Source organism: Tistrella arctica (genome assembly GCF_039630945.1).
Classification (GTDB): domain Bacteria; phylum Pseudomonadota; class Alphaproteobacteria; order Tistrellales; family Tistrellaceae; genus Tistrella; species Tistrella bauzanensis.
The window spans coordinates 184,971-209,057 of sequence record NZ_JBBKTV010000001.1 but is presented as its reverse complement, the minus strand read 5'-3'; the positions used below and the strand labels follow the sequence as shown (position 1 = coordinate 209,057).

The 24,087-nt window shown below is 67.0% G+C and carries 20 protein-coding genes; 9 read left to right on the top strand and 11 right to left on the bottom strand.

Going from position 1 to position 24,087, the window contains the following annotated elements:
- Positions 1–71: 71 nt before the first annotated feature.
- Together WG924_RS00960 and WG924_RS00955 are read left to right on the top strand one after the other, a co-directional pair.
- Positions 72–3,917 carry a hypothetical protein gene (locus WG924_RS00960; protein ID WP_345930947.1) on the top strand — a complete coding sequence of 1,282 codons (3,846 nt, stop codon included), beginning with the start codon at positions 72–74 and terminating at the stop codon, positions 3,915–3,917.
- Positions 3,918–4,019: 102 nt separating this feature from the next.
- Positions 4,020–4,517, top strand: a complete 498-nt coding sequence (locus tag WG924_RS00955) for a hypothetical protein (RefSeq protein WP_345930946.1) — start codon at positions 4,020–4,022, stop codon at positions 4,515–4,517.
- A 2-nt stretch (positions 4,518–4,519) separates the two neighbouring features.
- Here WG924_RS00955 and WG924_RS00950 read toward each other — a convergent pair whose 3' ends face one another.
- Together WG924_RS00950 and fliI are read right to left on the bottom strand one after the other, a co-directional pair.
- The gene (locus WG924_RS00950) at positions 4,520–4,966 is read right to left on the bottom strand and encodes a flagellar FliJ family protein (protein ID WP_345930944.1); all 447 of its coding nucleotides are present in this window, start codon (positions 4,964–4,966) and stop codon (positions 4,520–4,522) included.
- A gap of 19 nt (positions 4,967–4,985) precedes the next feature.
- Entirely contained in the window at positions 4,986–6,317 is a 1,332-nt protein-coding gene (gene fliI, locus WG924_RS00945; protein WP_188577511.1) for a flagellar protein export ATPase FliI, read from the bottom strand.
- A 278-nt stretch (positions 6,318–6,595) separates the two neighbouring features.
- On the opposite strand from fliI, the gene ctrA reads away from it, so the two are divergent.
- Positions 6,596–7,330, top strand: coding sequence for a response regulator transcription factor CtrA (gene ctrA, locus WG924_RS00940; RefSeq protein WP_188577513.1), 735 nt, complete (start codon positions 6,596–6,598; stop codon positions 7,328–7,330).
- Positions 7,331–7,447: 117 nt separating this feature from the next.
- Here ctrA and WG924_RS00935 read toward each other — a convergent pair whose 3' ends face one another.
- The 6 genes from WG924_RS00935 to WG924_RS00910 form a co-directional block, all read right to left on the bottom strand.
- A complete protein-coding gene (locus tag WG924_RS00935) occupies positions 7,448–8,257 on the bottom strand; it encodes a CheR family methyltransferase (RefSeq protein WP_345930943.1) in 810 nt (269 codons plus the stop codon).
- Positions 8,257–9,450, bottom strand: a complete 1,194-nt coding sequence (locus tag WG924_RS00930; protein ID WP_345931726.1) for a protein-glutamate methylesterase/protein-glutamine glutaminase — start codon at positions 9,448–9,450, stop codon at positions 8,257–8,259. Before WG924_RS00930 ends, WG924_RS00935 begins: the two co-directional genes overlap by 1 nt.
- Before the next feature lie 44 nt (positions 9,451–9,494).
- The gene (locus WG924_RS00925; protein WP_188577517.1) at positions 9,495–9,863 is read right to left on the bottom strand and encodes a response regulator; all 369 of its coding nucleotides are present in this window, start codon (positions 9,861–9,863) and stop codon (positions 9,495–9,497) included.
- Between the two features lie 141 nt (positions 9,864–10,004).
- On the bottom strand, positions 10,005–10,502 hold the full coding sequence (locus WG924_RS00920; protein WP_188577519.1) for a chemotaxis protein CheW: 498 nt from the start codon (positions 10,500–10,502) through the stop codon (positions 10,005–10,007).
- Positions 10,499–13,234: a hybrid sensor histidine kinase/response regulator gene (locus tag WG924_RS00915; protein ID WP_345930941.1), complete on the bottom strand. Its 2,736-nt coding sequence runs from the start codon at positions 13,232–13,234 to the stop codon at positions 10,499–10,501. Before WG924_RS00915 ends, WG924_RS00920 begins: the two co-directional genes overlap by 4 nt.
- A gap of 115 nt (positions 13,235–13,349) precedes the next feature.
- Positions 13,350–13,979, bottom strand: coding sequence for a histidine phosphotransferase family protein (locus WG924_RS00910; protein WP_345930940.1), 630 nt, complete (start codon positions 13,977–13,979; stop codon positions 13,350–13,352).
- A gap of 427 nt (positions 13,980–14,406) precedes the next feature.
- Between WG924_RS00910 and WG924_RS00905 the strand changes: the two genes are divergently transcribed.
- The 5 genes from WG924_RS00905 (at position 14,407) to WG924_RS00885 (ending at position 18,473) form a co-directional block, all read left to right on the top strand.
- Positions 14,407–14,619 (top strand): DUF3553 domain-containing protein, encoded by a 213-nt coding sequence (locus tag WG924_RS00905; protein ID WP_345930939.1) that lies wholly within the window; start codon positions 14,407–14,409, stop codon positions 14,617–14,619.
- A gap of 434 nt (positions 14,620–15,053) precedes the next feature.
- Positions 15,054–16,145, top strand: a complete 1,092-nt coding sequence (locus WG924_RS00900) for a DUF2336 domain-containing protein (protein ID WP_345930938.1) — start codon at positions 15,054–15,056, stop codon at positions 16,143–16,145.
- A 288-nt stretch (positions 16,146–16,433) separates the two neighbouring features.
- Positions 16,434–17,393: a GTP 3',8-cyclase MoaA gene (gene moaA, locus WG924_RS00895; protein WP_372045149.1), complete on the top strand. Its 960-nt coding sequence runs from the start codon at positions 16,434–16,436 to the stop codon at positions 17,391–17,393.
- Between the two features lie 22 nt (positions 17,394–17,415).
- Positions 17,416–18,219, top strand: a complete 804-nt coding sequence (locus WG924_RS00890) for an NAD kinase (RefSeq protein ID WP_345930937.1) — start codon at positions 17,416–17,418, stop codon at positions 18,217–18,219.
- Between the two features lie 50 nt (positions 18,220–18,269).
- Positions 18,270–18,473 (top strand): DUF1289 domain-containing protein, encoded by a 204-nt coding sequence (locus WG924_RS00885; RefSeq protein WP_345930936.1) that lies wholly within the window; start codon positions 18,270–18,272, stop codon positions 18,471–18,473.
- 68 nt (positions 18,474–18,541) lie between these two features.
- On the opposite strand, the gene WG924_RS00880 is transcribed toward WG924_RS00885, so the two are convergent.
- Entirely contained in the window at positions 18,542–20,908 is a 2,367-nt protein-coding gene (locus tag WG924_RS00880; RefSeq protein ID WP_345930935.1) for a sensor domain-containing diguanylate cyclase, read from the bottom strand.
- A 176-nt stretch (positions 20,909–21,084) separates the two neighbouring features.
- On the bottom strand, positions 21,085–21,897 hold the full coding sequence (locus WG924_RS00875; protein WP_345930934.1) for a YdcF family protein: 813 nt from the start codon (positions 21,895–21,897) through the stop codon (positions 21,085–21,087).
- 315 nt (positions 21,898–22,212) lie between these two features.
- On the opposite strand from WG924_RS00875, the gene WG924_RS00870 reads away from it, so the two are divergent.
- Entirely contained in the window at positions 22,213–23,565 is a 1,353-nt protein-coding gene (locus WG924_RS00870; protein ID WP_345930933.1) for a protoglobin domain-containing protein, read from the top strand.
- A 101-nt stretch (positions 23,566–23,666) separates the two neighbouring features.
- Here the strand turns inward: WG924_RS00870 and WG924_RS00865 are convergent, their stop codons facing one another.
- The gene (locus tag WG924_RS00865) at positions 23,667–23,882 is read right to left on the bottom strand and encodes a hypothetical protein (protein ID WP_345930932.1); all 216 of its coding nucleotides are present in this window, start codon (positions 23,880–23,882) and stop codon (positions 23,667–23,669) included.
- Positions 23,883–24,087: the final 205 nt, after the last annotated feature.

The window sequence follows — 24,087 nt, the reverse complement described above, 5'->3', positions numbered from 1 at the left end:
GGCAGAAATTGCCGACCACCCGGCAGACTCTGCCGGGTAGGTTCTGATCCTTGCCCCGGAGCCGGCACTCAATGGTCGATGCCATACCGCCATCTGCCGCAGGATCACTGATCCGCACCGCGATCGACGCGCGGACGGCGGGTCAGCGCGATGCGCGGCCGCGCCCTGACGGCCAGGCCCGCCCTGATGGCCAGGCCCGCCCCGATGGCCAGGCCCGCCCCGATGGTCAGGCCCGTCCCGATGGTCAGGCCCGCCCCGATGCCGGGCAGCATCACGAGCCGTCTGGCCCGCGCACCGGTGGCGATGGTGGCGCCAGCGCCGGTGGTGCCGGCAACAGGGGGCCGGGTGCCGCCGCACCGGCGCAACGCCCCCCCGACCAGATCATCAACACCCAGCAGCCTGCCCCGCAACAGACCGACGATCCGGCACAAGGCGATCCGCGCCAGCGGGCCCCGGTTGGTGGCGGCGAGACTGAGGCCACAGGCGGCAGGTCGGTCCGCGGGGACGTGTTGTCCCGCTCCGGCCCGGCGGGCGCCGCGGATGTGGCGAGCCGCACCGCCATCGCGCGTGGCATGGCTGAAACCCAGCGCCTGCCGACCGACGGCACCGTGGGGCGGATCGCCCTGCCGGTGGTTCTGCGCGGCCGCGACGAGGCCGGCCGGCCGCTGGTGCGCACACCTATGGGGCGGTTGGCGCTGATCCCGGTCCCGCCGCTGTCGGCGGCCGCGCCAGCGGCATCAGCATCGCCGCCCACCTCCTCGACCGCCCCGACATCGCCGGTACCGGCAGATGGCGCGCCTGCGGGCGCCGCCTCTGGCGGGCCGCCATCCGCCGGGGCAGCCGCTGCCGGAACCATCGACAGGGCCGAAGCCCCGGCGATGTCGGCAACATCGCTGGGCGACGACCGCGACCTGGCGCGGGTGACATCGGCCAGCGTCGGCCGGCTGCCCGATATGCTGGGCCGGGTTCCGGTCACACTGCTGGACAAAGCCGGGCGGCTGGTCGTCGAGGCCCACGGCATTCCCGCCCCCGAAGCGGAACCGGATGCCGGCGACGACATGGGCGCCATGACGGCAGAAGCCCGGCGCCGTGCCTCCGCCGTTGATCACCATGCGCCGCCACGCCCGGCACGGGCGCTGCTGGCCCTGCGCTTCGCCCCCCCTGCACCGGCCGCCTCCGTGCCGGCGGGCCCGGCTTCGGCCAGCCTCACCAATGCCAGCCCTACGACAGCCGGCCCCATGCGGGCCAGCCCCACATCGGCGGGTCAGATGCCGACAGGCATACCCCCACGCGGCATGGCAGCCGGTCCTGCGGAGGCCGCCGCCGCCGAAACGTCATCGCGCCTGCCGCGACCGGCTGCCCGGCCGGCACCGGTTGGTGTCGATCCGGTGTCGCAGCTCATCGAATGGGCGGCCCGGGCGCCGGCCGGCACCGCCCTGCGGGTGATGTCGGTCGACCGCGTTCCAACGCCGGCGCCGGCACCCGGCATCCAGCCACGCCAGACAACCGGCGCTGCCGCGCCGGCAATGGCCTCGGCACCCTGGCAGACGGGCGCCCCGCCGCCAACGGTCCCGCCCCCGACGGTCCTGCCGCCAACGATCCCATCATCGCCAACCCCATCAACCACGCCCCCATCATTGGCGACCAACCCGCCACCGCCGCTGCCGCGCATGGCGGCATCCGCCCACGGCCCGACCGTCGGCCAGGTACCGGATCGCGTTCTGATGGCGCCCGATGCATCGCCGCCTGTCCGACATGCCCCGGCTCTTCCTGGTGTTGCCGACGCCCCGAACGCAGGCGGGCCGTCTGCCATGCCCCAGGAGCACGGGACGGATGGCCGCTTCAGCCGCCCGGCCGGCGCCAACCGGTCAGGACAGGCCGGTTTGCCGACCAATGCGCTGCCGGCAACGCCCCCGGCCTCCACGCACCTCCGGTCCACTTCCGGGCCGCTGCCCTCAGCCGCGCCCGTCATCCCGTCATCCGGACCAGTCCCATCACCCTGGCTCACGCCGTCGCCTTGGCCGGCGGGCGCCTCCTGGCAGGCACCCATGGCCCCCGGCGCGTCACCGGCACCGCCGGTGTCGCCGCTGCCCGCGGCCGGGATGCCTGCGCATGCTGGCGAAACGCCGCCGTCCGGGGCCGCAGCGGCCGGCCCCACCGCCAACCGACCCGCCCGACCAGAGCCGGGGCCGCAGACACCGGCAGCACCCGGCCCGCGCGCGCCCACGGCAACATCCGATCTGCCGGGCCAGCCCGACGGCATGGCCCGCGAGGCCGCGGTCCGGCAGGGCCCGGCGCCGACTGTTCCGCCGGCTGTTATTCCGCCCGCGGCGCCATCCGCCGCAGCCCCCGCCACACCATCCGACGGGCCGCCGATTGTGCCCGGCAGCAACCAGGCCGTGCGGGCCCCCGCGCCGGCGCCGGCCGAGGCGCCGGCACATACTCCACAATCCGGCACGGCCTGGACGGCACGGGCCGACGTCCCGGCCCTCACCCGTCCGCCCGCTGCGGATATCGCCGGCCATGGCCGCGAGATGCGGCCCGAGGTCGACAACGACATGTCCCGCCATCCGCCCTCGGCCGGGCCGGCTTCCGTGTCCGCCCTTGCCACCGGCGACGAGCCATCGGCACCGGTGCCGCCACAGCGGCTGTACATCCCGCCATCGGCAGGTGCTGCAACCGCTGGCATGGCGGGCCCGGCCAGCCTCTGGCGGGCCGATGCCATCCCGCCGCCCCCGAGCTCCGCTCCGATCTCCGCCCCGGCCGCGATACCTGCGCCGGCGATCGTCGCTTCGCTGCCCGGTATCGCCGCGCCACAGGCCGCGGCCGTGCCGATCGCGCCCGATCGCCCCTTGCCACCGGCGGGCGACGATCTGGCATCGCTGGACGACGCCACCCGCCTGGTCGATCGCACCCGGCAGTTGATCATGGCCGAGGCCGAGGGAACCGATGTCGCCGCGGGCACCGGTGACGACGCACCGGCGCGTGCAGCTCCCGGTCACGGCCCGCAAGCGGCACGGCTGTCGGCGATCGTCGTCGGCAAGGATGCTGCCGGCCGGATGATGGTCAGCACGTCGATCGGGTTGTTGTCGCTGGACCATGTCGATGTCTCAGGGCCGCCCCTGGCGCCGGGGACGCAGCTCAGCCTGGTGGTGACGCCCGAGACGGCGCCACGGCCGGGTGCGGCCATGGCCATGGCCACGGCCGGCGCCGCGCCACCGGTCACGATACCCGGCGATCCGCTCGCCCCTGCCGACTGGCGCTCGCTCGCACAGGCGGCACAACTGGTGGCCGCCCTGCATCCGGCGGCGGCCGAACGTCTGCTGTCGCCCGTGGCGCCCACCCCCGGCCGTGACTTCGCGGCACATCTGATGGTGCTGATGAAGCAGGTGCTGTCCGGCACCCGCCCCGACGCGGTCGACGATCTGGCCGACAATCTGGAACGGCTGGGCGCCGCCGAGACGGCACGCGGCGTGGTCTCGGAATTCGATACCGCCGGACATGGTGCCGCCCCGGTGGTGGCGGGTGAATGGCGCAGCATTCAGGTGCCAAGCTGGGCCAATGCCGCCGTGATCCCGGTTCATCTGCATGTCCAGCAATCGAGCCGCGATGGCGGCAACCGCGAGGACGACACCGGCGGCGGCACCGGCGACATCTGCCGCTTCATCGTCGAAACCCGGCTGAGCCGTCTGGGCGACCTGCAACTCGACGGTCTGGCAGCCCCCGGCCGGGTCGACATGGTCCTGCGCAGTACCCGGCCGCTGCCGGCCGGCACGGCCGAAGCGCTGGCCGGAGTGATGGGCGATGTGCTGGCGGTGGCCGGTCTTCAGGGCGGGCTGGTGGTGCGGACCGAACCGCCGGCGCCGGTGCCACAGCGCCGCGCGCCGCGGCGGGACGTCGGCGGCGTGGTCGCATGAGGCGCCCGCGAGGTCTATGATCAACGGCCTGTGCATCCGCCGCGCGCGCCTGCTTCAACGACCAGCCCTGACCTGCCAGCCCCAATGAGCGACCCGCACCAGATGTCGATCGACGCCCCAGACCGCACTTCACGCGACCGCGATTCAAGGGATCGTTCCGCCCCGTCCACATCCCGTCACGGGCCGCTCGACCGCCGCTGGCAGGCGGTCGAGGATCGGCGCGAGCATCTGCGGCCGGCGCCGAATCCGGCCTTCGGCCATGATTATCTGGTGGAACACAGCGGCCGCAGCGCGATCCGGCTGTCAGAGGATGGCACACCGGTCGAGGTCATCTGGCGCCTGCGCTATGTGCCCGACCGCCACATCCTGCCGCGCGCGGCACTGGATGCCTATCTGGCCCGGCTGATCGCCCGCCCGTGGTCGGGGCCGGAAGAGGTGGCGGCCGCCATCGTCGCCGATATCGGCAGCGAAGTGATGCCGCGCTTCCAGCAGGTGGTGCTGGTTCTGGATGCCAGCGCCGGCGGCATCCGCGTCACCTTCGAAGAGAAACGGCCGACCTGGTCGAACGGCGCCCTGATGGCGCGGCTGGCCCTGCTTTAGACTCAGCCGCCCTCGCCATCCTCGATCCGGCGACGGCGAAAGCCGTTCATGCCGATTTCGTCCAACTGGTCGGTCTCGCGCACCGCCGCCTCATGGGCCTGACGGGCCAGCCGCGCCTCGCGCGCCAGTTCATAGCGTTTCACAGTTCGGAATGCTTCGGCCAGATCGTCCAGCGCCCGATCCCGCGCCCGGTGCAGCAGCGACAGATGTTCGCCGATCTCGGCGCGGCGTTTCGCGACCCGCCCGGCATAGCCGACATAGCCACCGATCATCGCAGGGTCAGTGCCGGCGGCGGCCTTTTCGGCCGCCAGATCGCGCAGCAGCCGCGCATCGTCGGCCTCGATCGCCGTGATCTGTTCCTCGACCGCATTCAGATTGCGGCGGGCGGAATCGATGGCATTGCGGCTCAGCTTGATCAGGCCGTCGAGGGCTTTGACAGGATCTGCCATGGGCGGATGTCATCCCGGGTCAGGGTTGCGGCATGCCCAGCACCTGGGCCAGTTGCGCATAGCCTTCGGGCAGGGTCGATCGTTCGGTCTTGCCCTGCGACAGAAACGCCTCCAGAGCGGCATGATGGCGGATGGCCTCGTCCACCGCCGGATCGGCGCCGGCGCGATAGGCACCAAGCCGGATCATCTCGGCCATGTCCTCATAGGTCGAGAGCAGGCGCCGGGCACGGGCGACCACGACGTTCTCGGCCTGGGTGTTGCAGTCGGGCATGGTCCGCGACACGCTGCGCAGCACGTTCACCGCCGGATAGCGGCCGCGCTCGCCGATCGACCGCTCCAGCACGATATGGCCATCCAGAATACCACGGGTGGCATCGGCGACCGGTTCGTCGTGGTTGTCACCTTCCACCAGCACGGTGAACAGACCGGTGATCGAGCCGCGGCCCGTGCCCGGCCCCGCCCGCTCCAGCAGGCGCGGCAATTCGGCGAACACCGAGGGGGTGAACCCCTTGCTGGCCGGCGGTTCCCCCGCCGCCAGCCCGATCTCGCGCTGGGCCTGGGCAAAGCGGGTGATGCTGTCGATCATGCACAGGACGTCCGCGCCCCGGTCGCGGAAATGTTCGGCCACCGCCAGGGTGGTGTAGGCCGCCTGTCGGCGCATCAGCGCCGGCTCGTCCGACGTTGCCACCACCACGACGCTGCGGGCGAGGCCATCGGGGCCAAGGGCGCCTTCGATAAACTCCTGAACCTCGCGCCCGCGTTCGCCGATCAGCCCCACGACCGACACGTCGGCCGCGGTATAGCGCGCGATCATGCCCATCAGCACCGATTTGCCGACCCCGGAGGCCGCGAAGATGCCAAGCCGCTGCCCGCGGCAGCAGGTCACGAAGGTGTTCAGCACCCGGATGCCCAGGTCGATCTTGCCACCGACGCGGGTCCGGGCATGGGCAGGCGGCGGCGGCGCGCGCATCGGCCGTGCCACCGGCCCGGGCACGATCGGTCCCTTGCCGTCGATCGGCCGGCCGAAACCGTCGATCACCCGCCCCAGCCAGCCATCGGATGGCCGGATCGTCGCCTCGCCGCCGCTCGCCTCGACCTCGGCGCCCAGGGCAACGCCATCGAGCGGACCGAACGGCATCAGCAAGGCGCGGCCATCGCGGAACCCCACGACTTCGGCCGCGAGGCGCGCGCCGTCGCGCAGGCGGATGCGGACATGGTCGCCCAGCGCCGTGCGCGCGGCCACGCCGCTGGCTTCAGCCATCAAACCGCGCACGGCAACCACACGGCCACGCACGACATAGGCGTCCAGGGCCTGAATGCTGCCGGTCAGCGAGCGGATCACATCCTGCATCATGGGCTCCGGTTGGTGATGGCGGTCTGGGCCGGAACAGCCGGCCAGGGCCGCGCCTCAGGACTCAACTGTCGATATGGGGGCCCGGATGCCGCAATCCGATGCGGTGTCGCACCCAGAACATGCATATCAGGTGTTGCTGATCGATTTTATTCGAAACTGCGACGTGATACCGTTGGTGGACAAAAGAATGGCCATTCCCGGAAACCGTATGACTGCCAAAAGGCACAGACGGCTGTCCAAGGGTTCGCCACCGATCGGAAAGAGGTTGCTGGCCCATGCGTATTCTGCTTGTCGAAGACGATCCATCGACTGCGCGTACCATTGAACTCGCTTTGAAGAAAGAGGGGTTCGTCTGCGACACCACCGATCTCGGCGAAGAGGGGCTTGAGATCGGGCGGCTGTATGATTACGACCTGATGATCCTGGATCTGATGCTGCCCGATATGGACGGCTACGAGGTCGTGCGCCGCCTGCGGGCGTCACGGGTCCAGACACCGGTGCTGATCCTGTCGGGGCTGACGGATACCGACAAGAAGATCAAGGGGTTGGGCGTCGGCGCCGATGATTACGTCACCAAGCCGTTCGACATGGCCGAACTGATCGCCCGCATCCAGGCGGTGGTGCGCCGGTCGCGCGGCCATGCCCAATCGGTGATCGGCACCGGCCGGCTGACGGTCGATCTGGACAAGCAGGCGGTTACGGTCGACGACCGCCCGGTTCATCTGACCGCCAAGGAATACGCGATCCTTGAGCTGCTGTCGCTGCGCAAGGGCACGACACTGACCAAAGAGATGTTTCTCAACCATCTCTATGGCGGCATCGACGAACCCGAATTGAAGATCATCGACGTCTTCGTGTGCAAGCTGCGCAAGAAGCTGACCACGGCCACCCATGGTGACAACTATATCCACACCGTCTGGGGTCGCGGCTATGTGCTGAAAGATCCTGAGGCATCGGCCGTCAGCGATGGTGGCGACCGCCCCGGCCGGCGCCGCACGGATGCCGCCTGACCTTGGGCTCGCCCTGACCTTCGGCCGCCTGAGCTTTGGTCCGGATGCCGGACCCGCTGCTGAAAAAGCCGCCCGCGGATGAACCGCCGGCGGCTTTTTCATTGAACGGTCCGGTCGTCAAGCCGGTGCGTAAACACCACGGTGATCGGGCAGCGGCCTGAACTTGTCGGTGATGCCAAGCACGGTTTCGGCACCACCGAGGAACAGATATCCATCCGGCGCCAGCACCTTGCGCAGGTCTTCAAGAACCTTGCGCTTGGTCTCCTGGTCGAAATAGATCAGCACGTTGCGGCAGAAGATCACGTCGAAGGTGCCAAGACTGGACGATCCGTTCAGCAGATTGTGCTGGCGGAAGTTCACCATCGAGCGGATCGGCTGCTTCAGCCGCCAATGCTCGCCATCCTGCTCGAAATACTTGACGAGCAGGGTGATCGGCAGGCCGCGCTGCACCTCGAACTGCGAATAGGTCGCGGCACGCGCCTTGTCCAGCACCTCATTCGACAGATCGGTACCGATGATCTCCAGCCGCCAGCCATCCAGCTTGGCGCCCATTTCCTTGAACAACATGGCCAAGGTATAGGCTTCCTGCCCGGTCGACGCCGCCGCCGACCAGATCCGCAACTGCCGGCGATCCGCCCGCTTGGCCAGAAGATCCGGCAACGCGAAGGTGCGCATCTCCTCGAACGGCTTGATATCGCGGAAGAACGACGTCTCGTTGGTCGTCATCGCATCGGTGACGTCCCGACGCAGCTCTTCCGCCGAGGGTTTGCGCATCTCGGCAATCAGTTCAGTCAGGCCGGGCAGGCCGCGCCGTCGCGCCAATGGCGACAGGCGACTTTCCAGCAGGTACAGCTTGTCGGGGCCGATAATCAGCCCGGACCGCTGCTTCAGCATGCCGCTGATGAAGGCGAAATCCTCCGGCGCCATCACGGACCTCCGTCGACCAGCCGGCGGACGTCGCCAGCGATACGCTCCAGCGGCAGCACCGCGCTGCACAGCCCGGCCTGCGCGGCAGCACCCGGCATGCCCCAGACGACGCTCGACGCCTCGTCCTGAGCCAGCATGACACCGCCCGCCTGCACCACATGTTCGCCGCCCCGCTGCCCGTCGGACCCCATACCGGTGAGGATGACAGTCAACAGGTTCCGGCCATAGATCCGCGCCAGACCACGCAGCATCGGATCGACTGCCGGACGGCAGAAATTCTCGGGCGGATCCTGATTGATCCGGATAACCGCCCCGCCACCAGGCGCCTCGGTCGGGACCATGTGCCAGTCGCCACGGGCCACGTGGATGCGCCCCGCCTGAACCGGCATGCCGTCCTCGGCTTCGACACAGGGTAGCCCGCTGGCCCGGCCCAGATGTTCGGCCAGAATGGTCGTGAACGTGGCCGGCATGTGCTGGGTGATGAACACCGGAATCCGCTGAAGCGACGGTCCAAGCGCGCCAAACAGCGTGAACAGCGCCTGCGGCCCGCCGGTGGAACTGCCCACCGCCAGCGCCCGTGCCCGGAATGCCGGTGGCATCGGGCGCAGAACCACGGGCTTGCGCTGCAGACCCAGACGCTGCGGCAGATCGGTGACAGGGCTTGCTGCCGCAGCCGTCGCCCGTGGGGCCACGGCCGGATCGGCCGGCCTCGGCCGCGGCGTGTAAGTCGGCGCCGGCGCCGCCGCCGCCGCCCCCCCGGCACCACTGCCCGTGCCAAGATCGGGGCCCGTGCCGTCGCGGCGGCCGCGCTCGGCATGCGCCTTCACCTTGGCCAGCAATTCCCGCGAGAACCCCTCGTTGGAATAGACCTCGCTGGTGGCGCTGGGCTTGGGGATGTAGTCGACAGCGCCTTTGGCCAGGGCTTCCATGCTGACGGCCGCATTCTTGCGCGTCAGCGTCGATGCCATGATGACTTTCAACCCGGGCTGGGATTTCACCAGTTCCGGCAACGCCGTCAGCCCGTCCATCTCGGGCATCTCGATATCGAGCACGACCACCTCGACCGGCTGACGCTTCAGCTGGTTGAGAGCGATCCGGCCATTGGCCGCAGAGGCCACGACCCTGATCTCGGGATCCGCTTCAAGGACGCGGATGAACAGACCGCGAATGACCGCGCTGTCGTCGACCACCATCACACGATAGGGTTCGACGCTTCCGCCCCCTGCTATGTGTGATGTCACGACAGCAAACCCACCTGTGTGAACTTGGTTTCGATGATTTCGCTGTCGAACGGCTTCATGATGTATTCATTCGCACCGGCCATGATCGCCTCCTGGATATGGGCAAGATCATTTTCGGTGGTGCAGAACACGACGATCGGCTGGTCGCCGCCGGGCATCCGGCGCAGCGCCTTGAGGAATTCGAGCCCGTTCATGACCGGCATATTCCAGTCGAGAAGCACGGCGTCGGGCATCTGCTCGCGGCAGCGCTCCACGGCTTCCTGACCGTCGGCGGCTTCCCTGGTGGCAAAGGACAGGCCTTCCAGGATGCGCCGCGCGACCATGCGGATGACCTTGGAGTCGTCAACGATCAGGCAGGTCTTCATATCAGATCGGATCCTTGAACGCGCCGCCCGGCATGAGGGCTCGGTGGGACGGGACGGCTTGGACGGACGCAGCCTGGCCGGAGCGGTTTCCCGCACAGCCCGCTTTCCGGATTTGGATCGATGCCGGAGGCGGGCCGATGTTCAGCCGAAATCGAACAGACGCTCGACATCGAGCACCAGCAGCAGCTTGTCGTTCAGTCGGTATACCCCGAGAGAGACGTCACGCCAATGCTGAGCAAGGTTGGCGGGGTTGCGTTCGAAGCGGGCATCATCGAGGCTGAGCACCTCGCCCACGCCATCGACCATCAGGCTGTACAGCTCGCCGTCATGCTCGACAACGACATTCATGCCCTTCAGTTCGGCCGGACGCTGTGCCAGGCCCAGCCTGCGGCGGACATTGATCGCGGTCACGATCCTGCCACGCAGGTTCAGCGCGCCCGCCACCTCGGCCGGTGCCAGCGGCACCCGGGTGATCTTCTGCGGCCCCAGAATGTCCTGTACCACCAGCACCGGAATGCCGAAGGTCTGCCGGTCGATCACCACCGTCACGAACTGCCGCTGAGCACCGGCAAGTGCGTCGTCACCGGACCGGACCAGGGCGTTGCCGCCGCCGGCATAGCGGACGATATCCCCACTCATGCCACGCTCCCCTTCGCCATGTTCATCACCTGACCGATGGCCGCGATCAGGCCTTCCCGGTCGAATTTGGCCACATAATCGTCGTATCCGCTATCGCGGCCACGATCGAAATCTTCAGGCGCCGTATGCGAGGACAACGCGATCATCGGAACCTGGGTCCAGGGACCGTCCTCACGAATGGCCCGGGCGAAGGCGAAGCCGTCCATGCCCGGCATTTCGATATCGCTGACGATGATATCGAACTCCACGCCCTGGTCGCGCAGTTTCATCGCGGCCTCGGCACTTTCCACGCCCGCGACCTCATAGCCCGACACCCTCAGAACAGGCGCGATCAGGCTGCGGAAGAAGGCGCTGTCGTCGACCAGCAGAACCCGGCGATGCGCGGCCTTGCCCAGCTTCGGCTTGTCGGCCTGGTACCAGTCGCCGGTCGCCTTCAGCAGATAATAGCCGACATCGATGATATCCGTGGTCCGCCCGGCGATCACCGCGGTGCCGATCAGTCCGTCGCGGCGGCTGCGCAGTTCGACATTGAAGCTGTCTTCCACGATGTCGACGATCTCGTCGACCACCAGACCCATCGTGCGGTTGCGTTCGGTGAACACCACCACCGGCTGGCGGCCTTCGCGGGCCAGTTGCATGGTCTCGTTGACCAGCACCAGCGGCATGATCTGGCCGCGATACTGCACCACCGGCCGCCCATCCGACCGCTCGATGGTCGCAAGATCGATCTCTTCCAGCCGCGCCACCAACGACAGCGGCACCGCCTTCGGATCCTCGCCGCCGGCACGGAACACCAGCAGGGACAGCTTGTCTTCCATGTTGGCCTCCGCGGCTTCGGCCGCGGCCTCGGCCCGGCGGTCACCGCCGGTCTGGATCTGGCCGACCGACGTCGCGAGCCCGTTCGGGTCCAGGATCATGACCACGCTGCCATCGCCCAGGATCGTGTTGCCCGAGAACATTGTGATGTCGCGCAGGATCGGCGCCACCGGCTTGACCACGATCTCCTCGGTGTCGAAGACCTGGTCGACGATGATGCCGAACGAGAATGTGCCGACCTTGCACACGATCACGAACAGGCCGTCGTCATCGGTCTCGACGCCCGGCTCCTCGTCGTCGATCAGCGCCAGCGCATGGCCAAGGCTGACCAGCGGCAGAAGATGATCGCGCAGGCGCAGCACCGGCCGGCTGTTCAGCCGCTCGATCCGATGTTCCGAGGTATTCGATGCGCGGACCAGCTCGACCACGCTGATCTGGGGCAGCGCGAAGCGGTCGCCGGCAGCCTCGACGATCAGCGCCGCCACGATCGCCAGGGTCAGCGGGATCTTGATGACGAAGGTCGAGCCCTTGCCGCTGACCGTCCTGAGTTCGATCGTGCCGCCGATCTTCTCGATATTGGTACGGACCACGTCCATGCCGACGCCCCGGCCCGACACGCTGGTCACTTTCTCGGCGGTCGAGAAACCGGGTCGGAAAATGAACTGGGCGATCTGGGTCTCGGTCATGCCGTCGAGTTCGTTCTCGGTGGCGAGCCCCACCTTCACGATCTTCTGACGCACCTTCGACAGGTCGATGCCTCGGCCATCATCGGCGATCTCGATGATGATATGACCGCCTTCATGATAGGCGTTCAGGGTGATGGTGCCGGTTTCGGGCTTGCCGGCGGCGCGGCGCTCATCGGGCCGCTCCAGGCCGTGATCCGCCGAATTGCGGACCATATGGGTCAGCGGATCCTTGATCAGCTCCAGCACCTGACGGTCCAGCTCGGTTTCCGAGCCATACATCTTCAGGTCCAGCTTCTTCGACAGTTCCTGACCCAGGTCGCGAACGACCCGCGGCAGCTTCGCCCAGGCGTTGCCGATCGGCTGCATGCGGGTCTTCATGACCCCTTCCTGCAATTCCGACGTCACGTGGCTGAGCCGCTGCAGGGGCACGGTGAACTCGCTGTCGCCACGACCGCGCACCATCTGCAACAGCTGATTGCGGGTCAGCACCAATTCGCTGACCATGGTCATCAGATGTTCCAGCAGGTCGACGCTGACCCGGATGTTCTGGCCGGCCAGATGGCTTTCACGCGGCGCGGCCGTATCATGGTGCTCGCCGCCATCGGCCTTCTGGCCGCTGGCAGACTGGTTTGCGGCCGACTGGGTGGCCACCGCGCCGGCACCGGCGGCGACCAGCGCCTGCGGCTGTGCCGTGCCAACCGGCATGCCGGCTGCGTCATCGCCATCGTCGGCATCGTCATCAGGCAGCGGGTCGCCCGCCATCTCGGCCGCCATCATCTGGCGCACCGCATCGAAATCGGGCGCACCATCGGCCCCGACCGGAGCCGCGGCACGCTTCGGCGGCTGAACGTCGCCACCATCGGCCGCGATGTTCAGCCGTTCGATCAGGCCGGCATCATTGCCCGCCGGCTCGGACTGGCTGCGCTCCAGCTCGGCCAGGATCTCCTTGATCCGGTCCAGGCTTTCAAGGATCAGGGTCACGATGGTCGGCGTGACCTCAAGTTCGCGATCGCGGACCCGGCCCAGCACGTTCTCGGCCGCATGGGCCACCTTCTCAAGGCGCGGCAGGCCAAGGAAGCCGCAGGTTCCCTTGATCGTGTGCACCAGACGGAAGATGTTCTGCAGCAGTTCCGGATCGTCCGGATTGCGCTCCAGACGTACCAGTTCGACGTCGAGCGTCGACAGGCTCTCCATCGTCTCGGTCAGGAACTCGCTGAGCAGCTCGTCCATGGCGTTCTCATCCCTGCTGCCGTGATTGTGCGGTGCGCCTCCGCACCAAGTGCCGGTGCTTGCGCACCAAGTGAATAGTCGATGTCATCAGACCCGTGGAGCTTCCGCTCCAGGCCTATCGCCCGGTATTGCCGGTCTGTTCGAAGGCTGCCATGGCGCCGTGCTGGCCGCCAAAGGCGATACCGGGAAGATCAGCCGTCACGGCGAACCGCTTCAGATCCGTGCCGGACCAGTCGCTCGCGATGCGCAACCGGCCGCCGCAGGCCGCCGTCATCTCGGCGACCACGAACGGCAGCACCGTGCGCGCATCCAGCAGGTTCGGATCCATACGCCCTTCCACCGACTGAACCAGCGTCTCGGGCATCCGCACCGTGGTGCCGTCGGCCGATACCGTCAGGGTGCTGCCCGTCGGGCCGGTCTGCCAGTCCAGGCCGACCATACCGCCCCGCGGCATCGCCTGGCTCGCGACCGCGGCCAGGCAAAGGGCGATGCCGCCATGGGCGCGGAGAACATTGCCGTCGGCCGGCCAGCCCTGCACATCCAGCCGGGCGCGTTCGTCGGCGAAGTAGCCGGTCAGCGCCGAGCGCAGATCGCCGGCCGCCACCCGTTCGTCGATATTGCCGCTGGCGCCCAGCGCCATCCTGAAAAAACTGAGCCGGCGAGCCGCACGCCCGGCGCTGTCGGCAACGAGTTGAAGCGCATCGTCGCCCATACCGTCTTCCGACAGGAACTCGATACCGTTCACGACCCCGCCGATCGGCCCGACCAGGTCGTGGCAGATGCGCGCGCAAATCAGACCGGAGAGCCTTACCCAATCGCCCTGCGCCACGTCGCCTCGCTCCCCGTCTGCATGTCTGGCCAGATCTCCACACGGCAGAGACCCTGTTCGGTCGCCCGCCGGGCGTCTGTCGCCACAAGCCGGACCTCACTGCTTCTTTGTAGACCGCAAGCGTTAAATTTGTCTTAGGCTGCGGACCATCCTGATCAACTTCACAGTCTTCCGCACAATGGCCACGCGCCACGCTCTGGTGGCGGGCGTCCTGCGGCACCATCTGTTGTCGGGAAGATGGCGCCCCCTCCCCGCAACGGAGCCCCCTCCCCGCAACGGAGCCGCTCCCCGCAACGGAGCCGCTCCCCGCAACGGAGCCGCTCCCCGCAACGGAGACCGACCGATGACCGCGTCAGCACCTTACGGCATGCTGTACCCACCCGGAAGCCTTGTCCGCCTGCCCGGCCAGCCGGATTGGGGCATGGGCCAGGTCCAGAGTGTGGTCGCTCACCGGGTGACGGTGAATTTCGAACATGGCGGCAAGCGCATGGTCCATGCCGATGTGGTCGACCTTGAACTGATAGCACCCCCACAGAGCTTCGACGACGACGACTGATGTCCGAGGTTAAGGTGGTCGACCTTCTTACAGCCTCTGGCAATGCTCACGAGCTCGCATGCCGCGACGGATTGCGTCACCATTGTGTCGCAGATCCGCTGCATATTGCGACAAGGCCCTATCGCCCTCCCGGATCTGCCTCTCGTCCTTCGCAACTTTTGCAGTTGCGGCGATCCCCACGTCTCCGTAAATACAGGATGTGATCCGCTTCATGCCGCGGCGGATGCGTCAAACCCGGGACAGGTCGGTCGGTGCAAGCCGTCCACCGGCACACACGCAACCGGCAGCCACGGACTCTGAATGATCATTGCCCCCGACGCATCACCGCCATCTCCGGCCGGGCCACCGCTCCACAACGTGGACCCCGCTGCCCGATGGCCCGCCGTGGGGCACGTTTTCGGAAAAGGCAGGTGCAGGTGGTGGGCGGAGGGATCGTGATCGAACGCGAGGTGGAAGCACTTGCGCGGGCGGCTCTCCAGAAGCCTCCGCAGCAACGGCAGGCCATTGCCGGCACCATTGCAACCATGCTGATCGACCGCGACCGTAAGTTGACGGAGAAGGTCCGGGGCGTGGTCGCACATGTGATCCAGCCGCTGGTCGCCGATATCGAAAGCACGCTGCGCCGCGAACTTGCCGAGGAACTGGCCGGTCTGCCCGATGCCGGTACCCTGCCTGCCAGCCTGTTCGTGATGCTGGCGAACGATACGATCGAAGTTGCCCATCCGCTGCTGTCCCGGTCTCCGATCCTGAGGGATCCGGATCTGATCGCGGTCGTGCGGGAGCGGTCGAGCGCCCATCGCGTTGCCATCGCACAACGACCGGATCTCAGCGACGCGGTCACCGGTGCGCTGCTCGACGCGGCCGAGGCCGAGGTCGTATCCGCCCGGCTCGCCAACCGTAAAGCTGTCTTGTCGCCGAGGATGATCGAGCGGATCGTGATGCTGTCACAGCGCATGGAGGTGATCCAGCCGCCGCTGCTTCAGCGCCGTGAACTGCCGGCCGGTCTGGCCTATCGGATGTTCTGGTGGGTGGGCGGCGCCCTGCGGCGTCATATCCTGCAGCGTTTCGACGTCTCGCCCGACATGATCGACCGGGCCGTCACCCGCGTGGTCGACCGCAGGCTTGCCGAAAATGGTCGTCTGGCCGAGGAACAGCGCCGCGCGGAACAGCGCATCGCACAGTTGTCGCGCAGTGGCGGGCTGACCGAGATGCTGCTGCTGCAGAGTTATCGCCAGGGCGAAATCGCGATGTTCGAAGCGGCCCTCGCACGCATGACGGAAATCCGTGCAATCACCGCCCGCCGGATCGCCTTCGAAACCACGGGTCAGGCCCTGGCCATCGCCTGCAAGGCGGCCGATGTCACACGGCCGGGCTTTTCGACCCTGTTCATGCTGACCCGCAAGATGAGCCGCGGCACCCGGGTGTCGGACCCCAAGGATCTTCTGGAGGCCGTGGCCTTCTTCGACATGGTCGACCGGCGGCGCGCGCTCGCCATTCTGGCACTCTGGGACGGCGACGCCATCTGATCGACGGTGCGCCCCCCGGCTGCCGGCACCGGCCCCGGAACCGCCGGCTCTCACCCGACTTGATCCGCCGGCAGGACGCCCCCACAATGAATGGCTAAGACATGCCCGGCCAACGGGCCCTCCGGATGTGAGCGAGCAGTCCAGGTGACATCATTCCAGCCGACAAGCCAGGCGGCCACGCCGTCGTCGTCCACACAGCCGCTTTCGACGCCGGCTTCATCGACGCCGGCGTCATCAGCGCTGGCATCAGCGTCGCTGGTCGACCCGTTCGGCCGCCATGTGCATTATATGCGCCTGTCGGTGACGGACCGTTGCGATCTGCGCTGTGTGTACTGCATGGCCGAGAGCATGACTTTTCTGCCCAAGGCCGACCTGCTGACGCTGGAGGAACTGGCGCGGCTGTCGCGGGCCTTCATGGGGCTGGGCGTGCGCAAGCTGCGGCTGACCGGCGGTGAGCCGCTGGTGCGCCGCGGCATCATGGACCTGATCGCCGATCTGGGCCGGGACGTCGTGGCCGGCAGGCTGGAAGAACTGACGCTCACCACCAATGCCACTCTGCTCGACCGCCATGCCGAAGGGCTGGCACGCGCTGGCGTGCGACGGGTGAATGTGTCGCTGGACAGTCGCGACCCGGCGCGCTTTCAGCGCATCACCCGCTGGGGCGCGATCGACCGGGTGATGGGCGGCATCGCTGCCGCCAAGGCCGCCGGCCTTCAGGTCAAGATCAACATGGTGGCGTTGCGCGGCGAGAACGAGCATGAAATCGAAGACATGATCCGGTGGTGCGGCGAAAACCGTTTCGACCTGACGCTGATCGAGACCATGCCGCTCGGCGACATCGACGAAGACCGGGTCGACCAGTATCTGTCGCTGACCACCCTGCGCCGGCACCTGGAGACGCGCTTCACCCTGACCGATCTGCCCGACCGGACCGGCGGCCCCGCGCGCTATGTCCGCATCGAGGAAACCGGCGCAAGGCTGGGCTTCATCACCCCACTCAGCCACAATTTCTGCGAAAGCTGCAACCGCGTGCGGGTGACCTGTACGGGCCAACTGTATATGTGCCTGGGTCAGGATGATCAGGTGGACCTGCGGGCCCCTTTGCGTGCATCGCCCAAGGACGACGCACCGCTGATCGCCGCCATCCGCCGGGGCATCGACGCCAAACCCAAGGGTCATGATTTCGTCATCGAAAGGCGGGGTGCCGCACCGGCCTTGACCCGTCACATGAGCATGACCGGCGGCTGAGCCCCCGATGACACAGCCAATCATGTCCGGGACGACACCGATGACACAGGTGCGGACCGGGATCACGCCGCCCTTTGCGGTCGTCGCCGCCGACAGCGACGAGGCGATTGCCGCTCAGGCGTTGATCGAGGGCATGTACGAGACGGTCGAGCCCGACAAGGCGGCGGTCGTCGTGGCACTGGGCGGCGACGGGCTCATGCTGGAGACGCTGCACCGCTTCATCGACCGCGGCATCCCGATCTATGGCATGAATTGTGGCACGGTCGGCTTCCTGATGAACGAATTCCGGGTCGAGGAACTGGACGTCCGGCTGACGGAAGCGGTGCCGGCGGTGATCTACCCGCTGCTGATGCGCGCCTACACCATGGACGGCACCCGGCACGAAGCGCTGGCGATCAACGAGGTGTCGCTGCTGCGCGAAACCCGTCAGGCCGCCAAGCTCAGAATTTCTGTGGACGGTATCGAGCGCCAATCGATGCTGATCTGCGACGGCGCGCTGGTCTCGACACCGGCCGGCAGCACGGCATACAATCTTTCCGCGCATGGCCCAATCCTGCCTCTCGGCGCCGGCGTGCTTGCCCTGACGCCGATCAGTGCCTTCCGGCCGCGCCGCTGGCGCGGTGCGCTGCTGGCCGACACAGCGACCATCAGCTTCGACGTGCTGGAAGCGGTGAAGCGGCCGGTGAGTGCTGTTGCCGACTATACCGAAGTGCGTGACGTCCGGCGCGTGGATGTGGCACGCGATCCGACGCGGCAACTGACCTTGCTGTTCGACCGCGGGCACAGCCTTGAAGAGCGGATCCTGCGCGAACAGTTCGAGCCATGATCACATCGCGTTTTAGCCCTGCCCCCTTAAGCCGGAGCCAGATCCGACCCATGAGCGTCGCATCCCCTTGCGTGAATGTCTGTCGCATGAGCACGATCACCGGCTGGTGTGAGGGCTGTTACCGCACCATCGATGAAATCCGTGCCTGGCGGCGGCTCGACGACGACGGCAAGCAAACCATCCTTGAGGTGATCGAGGACCGGCGCCGCGAGATCGCGAGCGGTCGCTTCGCCCCGGCGGGCGGCCCCGCCTGAGCAACCGCCACGGCCGCTCAGGCGCCAAGGCCGCTCAGGCGCCAAGGCCTCTCAGGCGCCAGGGCCTCTCAGGCGGTGTTCTTCATGACGTCGGCGCCGGGACAGACATCGCCGCCGTCGATCATCACCCGGTTGCGGCCGGTCTGCTTGGCCCGATAGAGCGCTGCATCGGCTGCGGCAATCAGGCGGCCTTCCTCGGCAACCGTTTCCGGAAAGCAGGCGATCCCCATCGAGATGGTGACGGGCCCATATGGCTGGACCTCCTCGCCATGGGGAAGCCCCGCCAGCACCCGGCGCACGGCATCCGCGCGCCTGAAGGCGCCCACGGCATCGCAGCCTGGCAGAACGATCAGAAATTCCTCGCCGCCGTAACGACACACGACATCGCTTTCACGGAACTGTTCCAGCATCGTGCGGGCAACCAGCCGGATCACCCGATCCCCGGCCTCATGGCCGAAGGTATCGTTGAACCGTTTGAAGTGGTCGATATCGCCCATCACCACCGATATCGGCAGGGTCTCACGCCGGGACACCGCCAGCTCACGCGCCAGCATTTCATCGGCGAAGCGGCGATTGAACAATCCGGTCAAAGGATCGCGGATCGACATGCCGCGCAGCGTTTCCCGCAGCTTCACATTGGCGATCGACAGCGCCAGACGATCCAGAGCGGCGAAATCGTCATCCGACCATGCCGGCATATCCGCGGCGGCCCCGCCGGCAGCGATGCCCCCGGCTGCGACAGGCGCGCGCTCCAGCGTCACCATGCCCAGCATTTCACCATGGGCGATCAGCGGCACACAGACATGCCGCCCCGGCACACCCGCCAGATGGCCGCAGACCGGTGCCTGCCCCTCTCCCCGCCGGACCTCTCCCCGCCGGCCCTCGCCGCCTCGGCCGCCATATTCCGGCCCCCTATTGTCGCCAGGGCTGTCGCCGTCACTGACATAGGGACGTCCCAGTCGCAATGACCAGCAATCATCCTGCACCATGCTTCTGGCGGGCAGCGCCGGCCGGCCCCAGGCTGCCGCCGCCTCCAGCAGATTGCGGCTGGCCTTGTGCAGAAACAGCCGGCCGCTATCCTCGGGCAGAAGCGCCGGCATCATCCGCTCCGTCACGCCCACCGCCTCGTCGACAGACGCACAGGACTGGATCAGATCGGTCATCCGCCCCGCGATCCGGTCCCGGTTCCGGGCCCGCTCAAGGTCCTGGGCGCGCTGACGAACCGCTTCATGTGCCTCGGCCAGCTCGCGCGTCCGGGTCTCGACGGTCTGCTCAAGGCCCGCCAGCGTTTCCTGAAGCGCCGCCTCCGCTGCCTTGCGCTGTGTCTCGCGGTCGTCCAGCGCCGACACCAGCAGGTTCAGTGACGACGACAGGTGGGTGATCTCACGCGCGCCCGATACCGGCGGGAACCGACGGTCGGACCGGCCATCGACCATGCCACGGGCGAAACCCGACAAGCGCTGAAGCGGCCTGATCAGCAACCGGTGCGACAGACCGACCGAAAGCAGCCCCAGACCGGCCGCAAGCACCACCGCGGCGATCAGATTGTTCAGTGTCAGCCTCTGTGAGGGCCCGAACAGCCGCGCATCCGGCATGCTGACGCCGATCACCAGCCTGACCGGCTCCAGATCGACCGGTTCAACCGTCAGAACCCGGGGGGCATCGTCCGCCAGCCCCGAGGTCTGCGCGATGGTGGCCGGATGGTCGCCGCCTCTGACCGTCGCATCGCCGCTCGCCAGATGGAAACGGGGCCGTCCCGCACGGCGCACGATGTCGGCAACATCCTGCGACATGGTCGTCTCCGGCCCCTCATGTGCCAGAATCTCGCCCGATGGCAGCCAGACCGACAGCGCCGTGTCCTGCGGCAACAAAGCACCCATGCCCTGCAGATAGATGCCCAGATCCAGCGCGACGCCCACGATGCCCACCGGCCGGCCAGCCTCGTCACGCACCGACGCGACGACCGGCAGAATGGTGCGGCCGTTGCTCAAGGCACTGACCGCCTCGGCAACGACAGGCTCGGTACTGTGCAGCGCCTGCTCGAAATAAGGGCGTTGTGCCAGGCTGGCAGCCGTGCCATTGGCGGGCTTCACCGGCATGGCCGCGCAGCGGACCACACCATCCGCATCCGTGATGAACAGATTGTTGTAGATCGGCCGCAGGCGGGCCAGTTCGGCAAAGCGCTGGACGCAGGCATCACCGGTGAACGGCAGCGCCCCGTTGACCGCCAGTGCCGCGACCAACTGGCGCGCAGCGTCGACACGCTGGTGAAGATCGGTCGCGGCACCATGGGCCGCCAGTTGCAACTGTTCACCCGCGCGCTGCCGGTCCAGATCGCCGATGGTCAGCACGGTCCATGCCAGCACCGTCGCCAGCGGCAGAATGGTCAACGCGGTCAGGGCCAGCGCCAGCTGCTTGATGGTATAGCCACGCATGGCAAGAACACCTGAACCTATTATATGTCATGATGCACAGACAGGAAACAGGGGTGGGCCACCGTCCCCGGTCATTCGTACCGCATCGTGACCGCGCATCACCATCTGACGCGCGATATCATCATATTTTAGGCATTTTTACCATAAAAAGACGTCCTTCAGGCCCTGTCTAGCAACTACATCTTTTGGCGTGGTGCAGGAAACCAATGCGCTATCCGTCCTGTCAACTTGTAGGCGACAAGACCAATCCATTCACGCGCAGCCAAATTTATCAGAAGAAGCCGGTCGACGAATCTGTACTCATTCCATCCCCACCGTGCTTCCAGAAAATTATAGTCCACCGGGTAGGCGACGACATTCCAGTCGAGAGCGGTGAAAATTCCATACGACCGCGGCATATGGGCGGCGCTCGTCACCAGGATCCAGGGCTTGTCGCTGACGGAATTGACCAGCGGCTTTGACAACAGGGCGTTCTGATAGGTGTTCCGGCTTTCGCTTTCGATGATCAGGCGATCTTCGACGACCCCCAGATCGGTCAGGATCCGCTGCGCCACCGGCCCACCCCGCGCCTCCGGGCTTCCATAGAAGCCGCTGCCGCCGGTGAAGACGACCGGAAGATCCGGCCGCAACCTGGCGAGCACGGCGGTTTCGGTGAAACGTTCGCCGGCCATCCCGAAGGATACCTGTCCATGCTTTTGGGTCAGCCTGCCGTCCTCTGGCCCGCCCAGCACGATGATGCCCGCATAGTCACCCCGCGCGACCATTGGGCGGTCCATCTGCGGGAACCGGCTCTCAAGTGGCCTGAGCAGCCAGGTGTCGAGCGGTGTGAACAACATGACCGCCAGCAGCACGCCCGCGATGCAGAACAGAACCGTCGACAGCCGGTTCAGACCGAACAGCCGCAGCAGGGCCGCCAAGGGCACCAGTATCAGCGTCAGATTGACCGGTAGAATCAGATTGCCCACCAGTTTCGACAGCGCGAAGAACATAAGGCGATCCTGTGTCAGTGGTGTCACAATCGAGGAAGGCCCGCCACGGTCTTCGGCAACGGCCGGATCAACATGCGCGGCGAAGGCCGGTTTGTCATGCCATGGCCGCTGCCTGGATGCAAACTGCGCCTGCGCTCTGTGCCGACCCGATTGGCTCTGTGCCGCGCGAAAATGCCCAATGATGAACGGGCCGGCGTAATCATTTATCAACGCTCTTCCGAATATGCTGCATATTTGGTGCATTCTGCAGTTCGGGCCCCGGCCCGGGCCAAAGGATGTTTTGTCATATAATCCGAATGGATGGTCCGCATTGTCATGACGTCGCCCGTAACCACCTCTGTGCTCGACACCGACCGTCTGCGTTTTCTGGGGCTCGACGCCCGGACCGTCGCCGACCTGGCTCTGGTCCGGCCAGTTCTGGAGGCCGAGATCGAGGGATTGCTGGATCTGTTCTACAAGACCCTGGCAACGTTCCCGCCGATGCGCGCCCTGATCGACAAGCCGGGCATGGTCGATCATCTGAAGCAGGCGCAGAAGGCCCATTGGACGGCCCTGGTTTCGGGCCGGTTCGATGCCGATTATGCCGCCAGGGCGGCCCGGATCGGCAATGCCCATGTCCGCATCGGTCTTGAGCCCCGCTGGTATATCGGCGGCTATCAACTGGTGCTGCACAAGCTGCTCGCGGCGCTGTCGCACAGCTATCGCTGGTCGCAGGACAAGCGCGACCGCGCCCAGGCTGCCATCACCCGGGTGGTGTTCCTGGACATGGATATGGCGATCGATCAGTACATCCACGGCATCATGGGCCAGGTTCATGACGCCCGCATCCAGGCGGCATCGGACCTCGACAGCTCGATCCGCTCTGTCGTTCACGACCTGACCGAGACGGTCGGCCGGCTGGGCGGCGCGTCGCACGGGCTGACCAGCGCCGCCGACATGGCGCGCAACGAAGCCGGCAGCGTCGCGGGCGCGGCCGAACAGGCGGCTGTCAATGTCGATGCCGTCGCCGCCGCCTCTGAAGAGCTCTCGCGGTCGATCAGCGGCATCGCCGATCAGGTTTCGCGGTCGTCCGGTATCGCCCGACAGGCCGTCACCGACGCTGAACAGACCACCAGCACCGTGTCGGGCATGCTGGGGGCTGCCGAGAAGGTCGGCGAGATCGTGCAGCTGATCAGCGACATCGCCGAACAGACCAATCTTCTGGCGCTGAACGCCACCATCGAGGCAGCCCGTGCCGGATCGGCCGGCAAGGGCTTCGCCGTGGTCGCGGGCGAGGTGAAGAACCTCGCGGCTCAGACCGCGCGCGCGACCGAGGATATCAGCTCGCAGGTCGGCAACATGCGCGAGGTCGCCGCCGCGACCGCCCAGTCGATCGGCAAGATCGCCGAAACCATTCAGCAGATGAACGAGATCGCGACCGGCATCGCCGCCGCCGTGGAGCAACAGAGTGCCGCAACCCGCGACATCGCGCTGAACATCCAGCAGGTCTCGTCGGGCACCCGCGAGGTCACCCGCGGTGTCGCCGGCATCGAACGGGTCAACAGTGAAACCAAGACCGCGGCCGACGATGTCGCCGAAACCGCGACGGCGCTGAACCAGCGCGCGAAACATCTGGCCGCCGAGATGGACGGCTTCATGCAGCGCCTGCGCAAAGGCACGGGCAACTAACCACCCGACAGCCGGCCAATGGTGGCGGCCCCCGCATGGCATCGGGCAGACAGAAGCCCATGCCGTGCGGTGCCGGGTTATCACGCCCGTGTCTCTGACGGCTACGCGCCGAACCGGTCCCGATAACTGCGCGCGAACTCGCCCAGATTGATATAACCCAAAGCATTGGCGATTGCTGATACCGTCGCGCCGGGCGCTGCCGCCCGCGCCGACCATTCCGTGCGGCCGCAATCGGCCACGAAACTTTCATCAATGCCGGTATCCTCGTGATGCCGCGCGGTCACGGCATGACGAGCCGCACCACCGATGGTGGCCAACACGACCGGTCCTGAGCCCGACCACCGCAACCAGGATACCGCCAACCCGACAGGCTGACGGGAGCCGGTGGCTCTCCTCCGTTTCAGGCGCCGGAAAATCTGCCGATACCCGAGAATTCATGCCGATGCCAGACAGAACCCGATACCGGAATGCGATACGATCAGGGGGGATATCGACAACCGGGCGCGCCGCCGAATAGCCGGA

What these genes read in the sequence shown, in the direction of transcription:
- WG924_RS00960 (WP_345930947.1), top strand. Translation starts at nt 72, where the DNA reads ATGGTCGATGCCATACCGCCATCTGCCGCAGGATCACTGATCCGCACC.
- WG924_RS00955 (WP_345930946.1), top strand. Translation starts at nt 4,020, where the DNA reads ATGTCGATCGACGCCCCAGACCGCACTTCACGCGACCGCGATTCAAGG.
- WG924_RS00950 (WP_345930944.1), bottom strand. Translation starts at nt 4,966, where the DNA reads ATGGCAGATCCTGTCAAAGCCCTCGACGGCCTGATCAAGCTGAGCCGC.
- fliI (WP_188577511.1), bottom strand. Translation starts at nt 6,317, where the DNA reads ATGCAGGATGTGATCCGCTCGCTGACCGGCAGCATTCAGGCCCTGGAC.
- ctrA (WP_188577513.1), top strand. Translation starts at nt 6,596, where the DNA reads ATGCGTATTCTGCTTGTCGAAGACGATCCATCGACTGCGCGTACCATT.
- WG924_RS00935 (WP_345930943.1), bottom strand. Translation starts at nt 8,257, where the DNA reads ATGGCGCCGGAGGATTTCGCCTTCATCAGCGGCATGCTGAAGCAGCGG.
- WG924_RS00930 (WP_345931726.1), bottom strand. Translation starts at nt 9,450, where the DNA reads ATGGTGGTCGACGACAGCGCGGTCATTCGCGGTCTGTTCATCCGCGTC.
- WG924_RS00925 (WP_188577517.1), bottom strand. Translation starts at nt 9,863, where the DNA reads ATGAAGACCTGCCTGATCGTTGACGACTCCAAGGTCATCCGCATGGTC.
- WG924_RS00920 (WP_188577519.1), bottom strand. Translation starts at nt 10,502, where the DNA reads ATGAGTGGGGATATCGTCCGCTATGCCGGCGGCGGCAACGCCCTGGTC.
- WG924_RS00915 (WP_345930941.1), bottom strand. Translation starts at nt 13,234, where the DNA reads ATGGACGAGCTGCTCAGCGAGTTCCTGACCGAGACGATGGAGAGCCTG.
- WG924_RS00905 (WP_345930939.1), top strand. Translation starts at nt 14,407, where the DNA reads ATGACCGCGTCAGCACCTTACGGCATGCTGTACCCACCCGGAAGCCTT.
- moaA (WP_372045149.1), top strand. Translation starts at nt 16,434, where the DNA reads ATGCGCCTGTCGGTGACGGACCGTTGCGATCTGCGCTGTGTGTACTGC.
- WG924_RS00890 (WP_345930937.1), top strand. Translation starts at nt 17,416, where the DNA reads ATGTCCGGGACGACACCGATGACACAGGTGCGGACCGGGATCACGCCG.
- WG924_RS00885 (WP_345930936.1), top strand. Translation starts at nt 18,270, where the DNA reads ATGAGCGTCGCATCCCCTTGCGTGAATGTCTGTCGCATGAGCACGATC.
- WG924_RS00880 (WP_345930935.1), bottom strand. Translation starts at nt 20,908, where the DNA reads ATGCGTGGCTATACCATCAAGCAGCTGGCGCTGGCCCTGACCGCGTTG.
- WG924_RS00875 (WP_345930934.1), bottom strand. Translation starts at nt 21,897, where the DNA reads ATGTTCTTCGCGCTGTCGAAACTGGTGGGCAATCTGATTCTACCGGTC.
- WG924_RS00870 (WP_345930933.1), top strand. Translation starts at nt 22,213, where the DNA reads ATGACGTCGCCCGTAACCACCTCTGTGCTCGACACCGACCGTCTGCGT.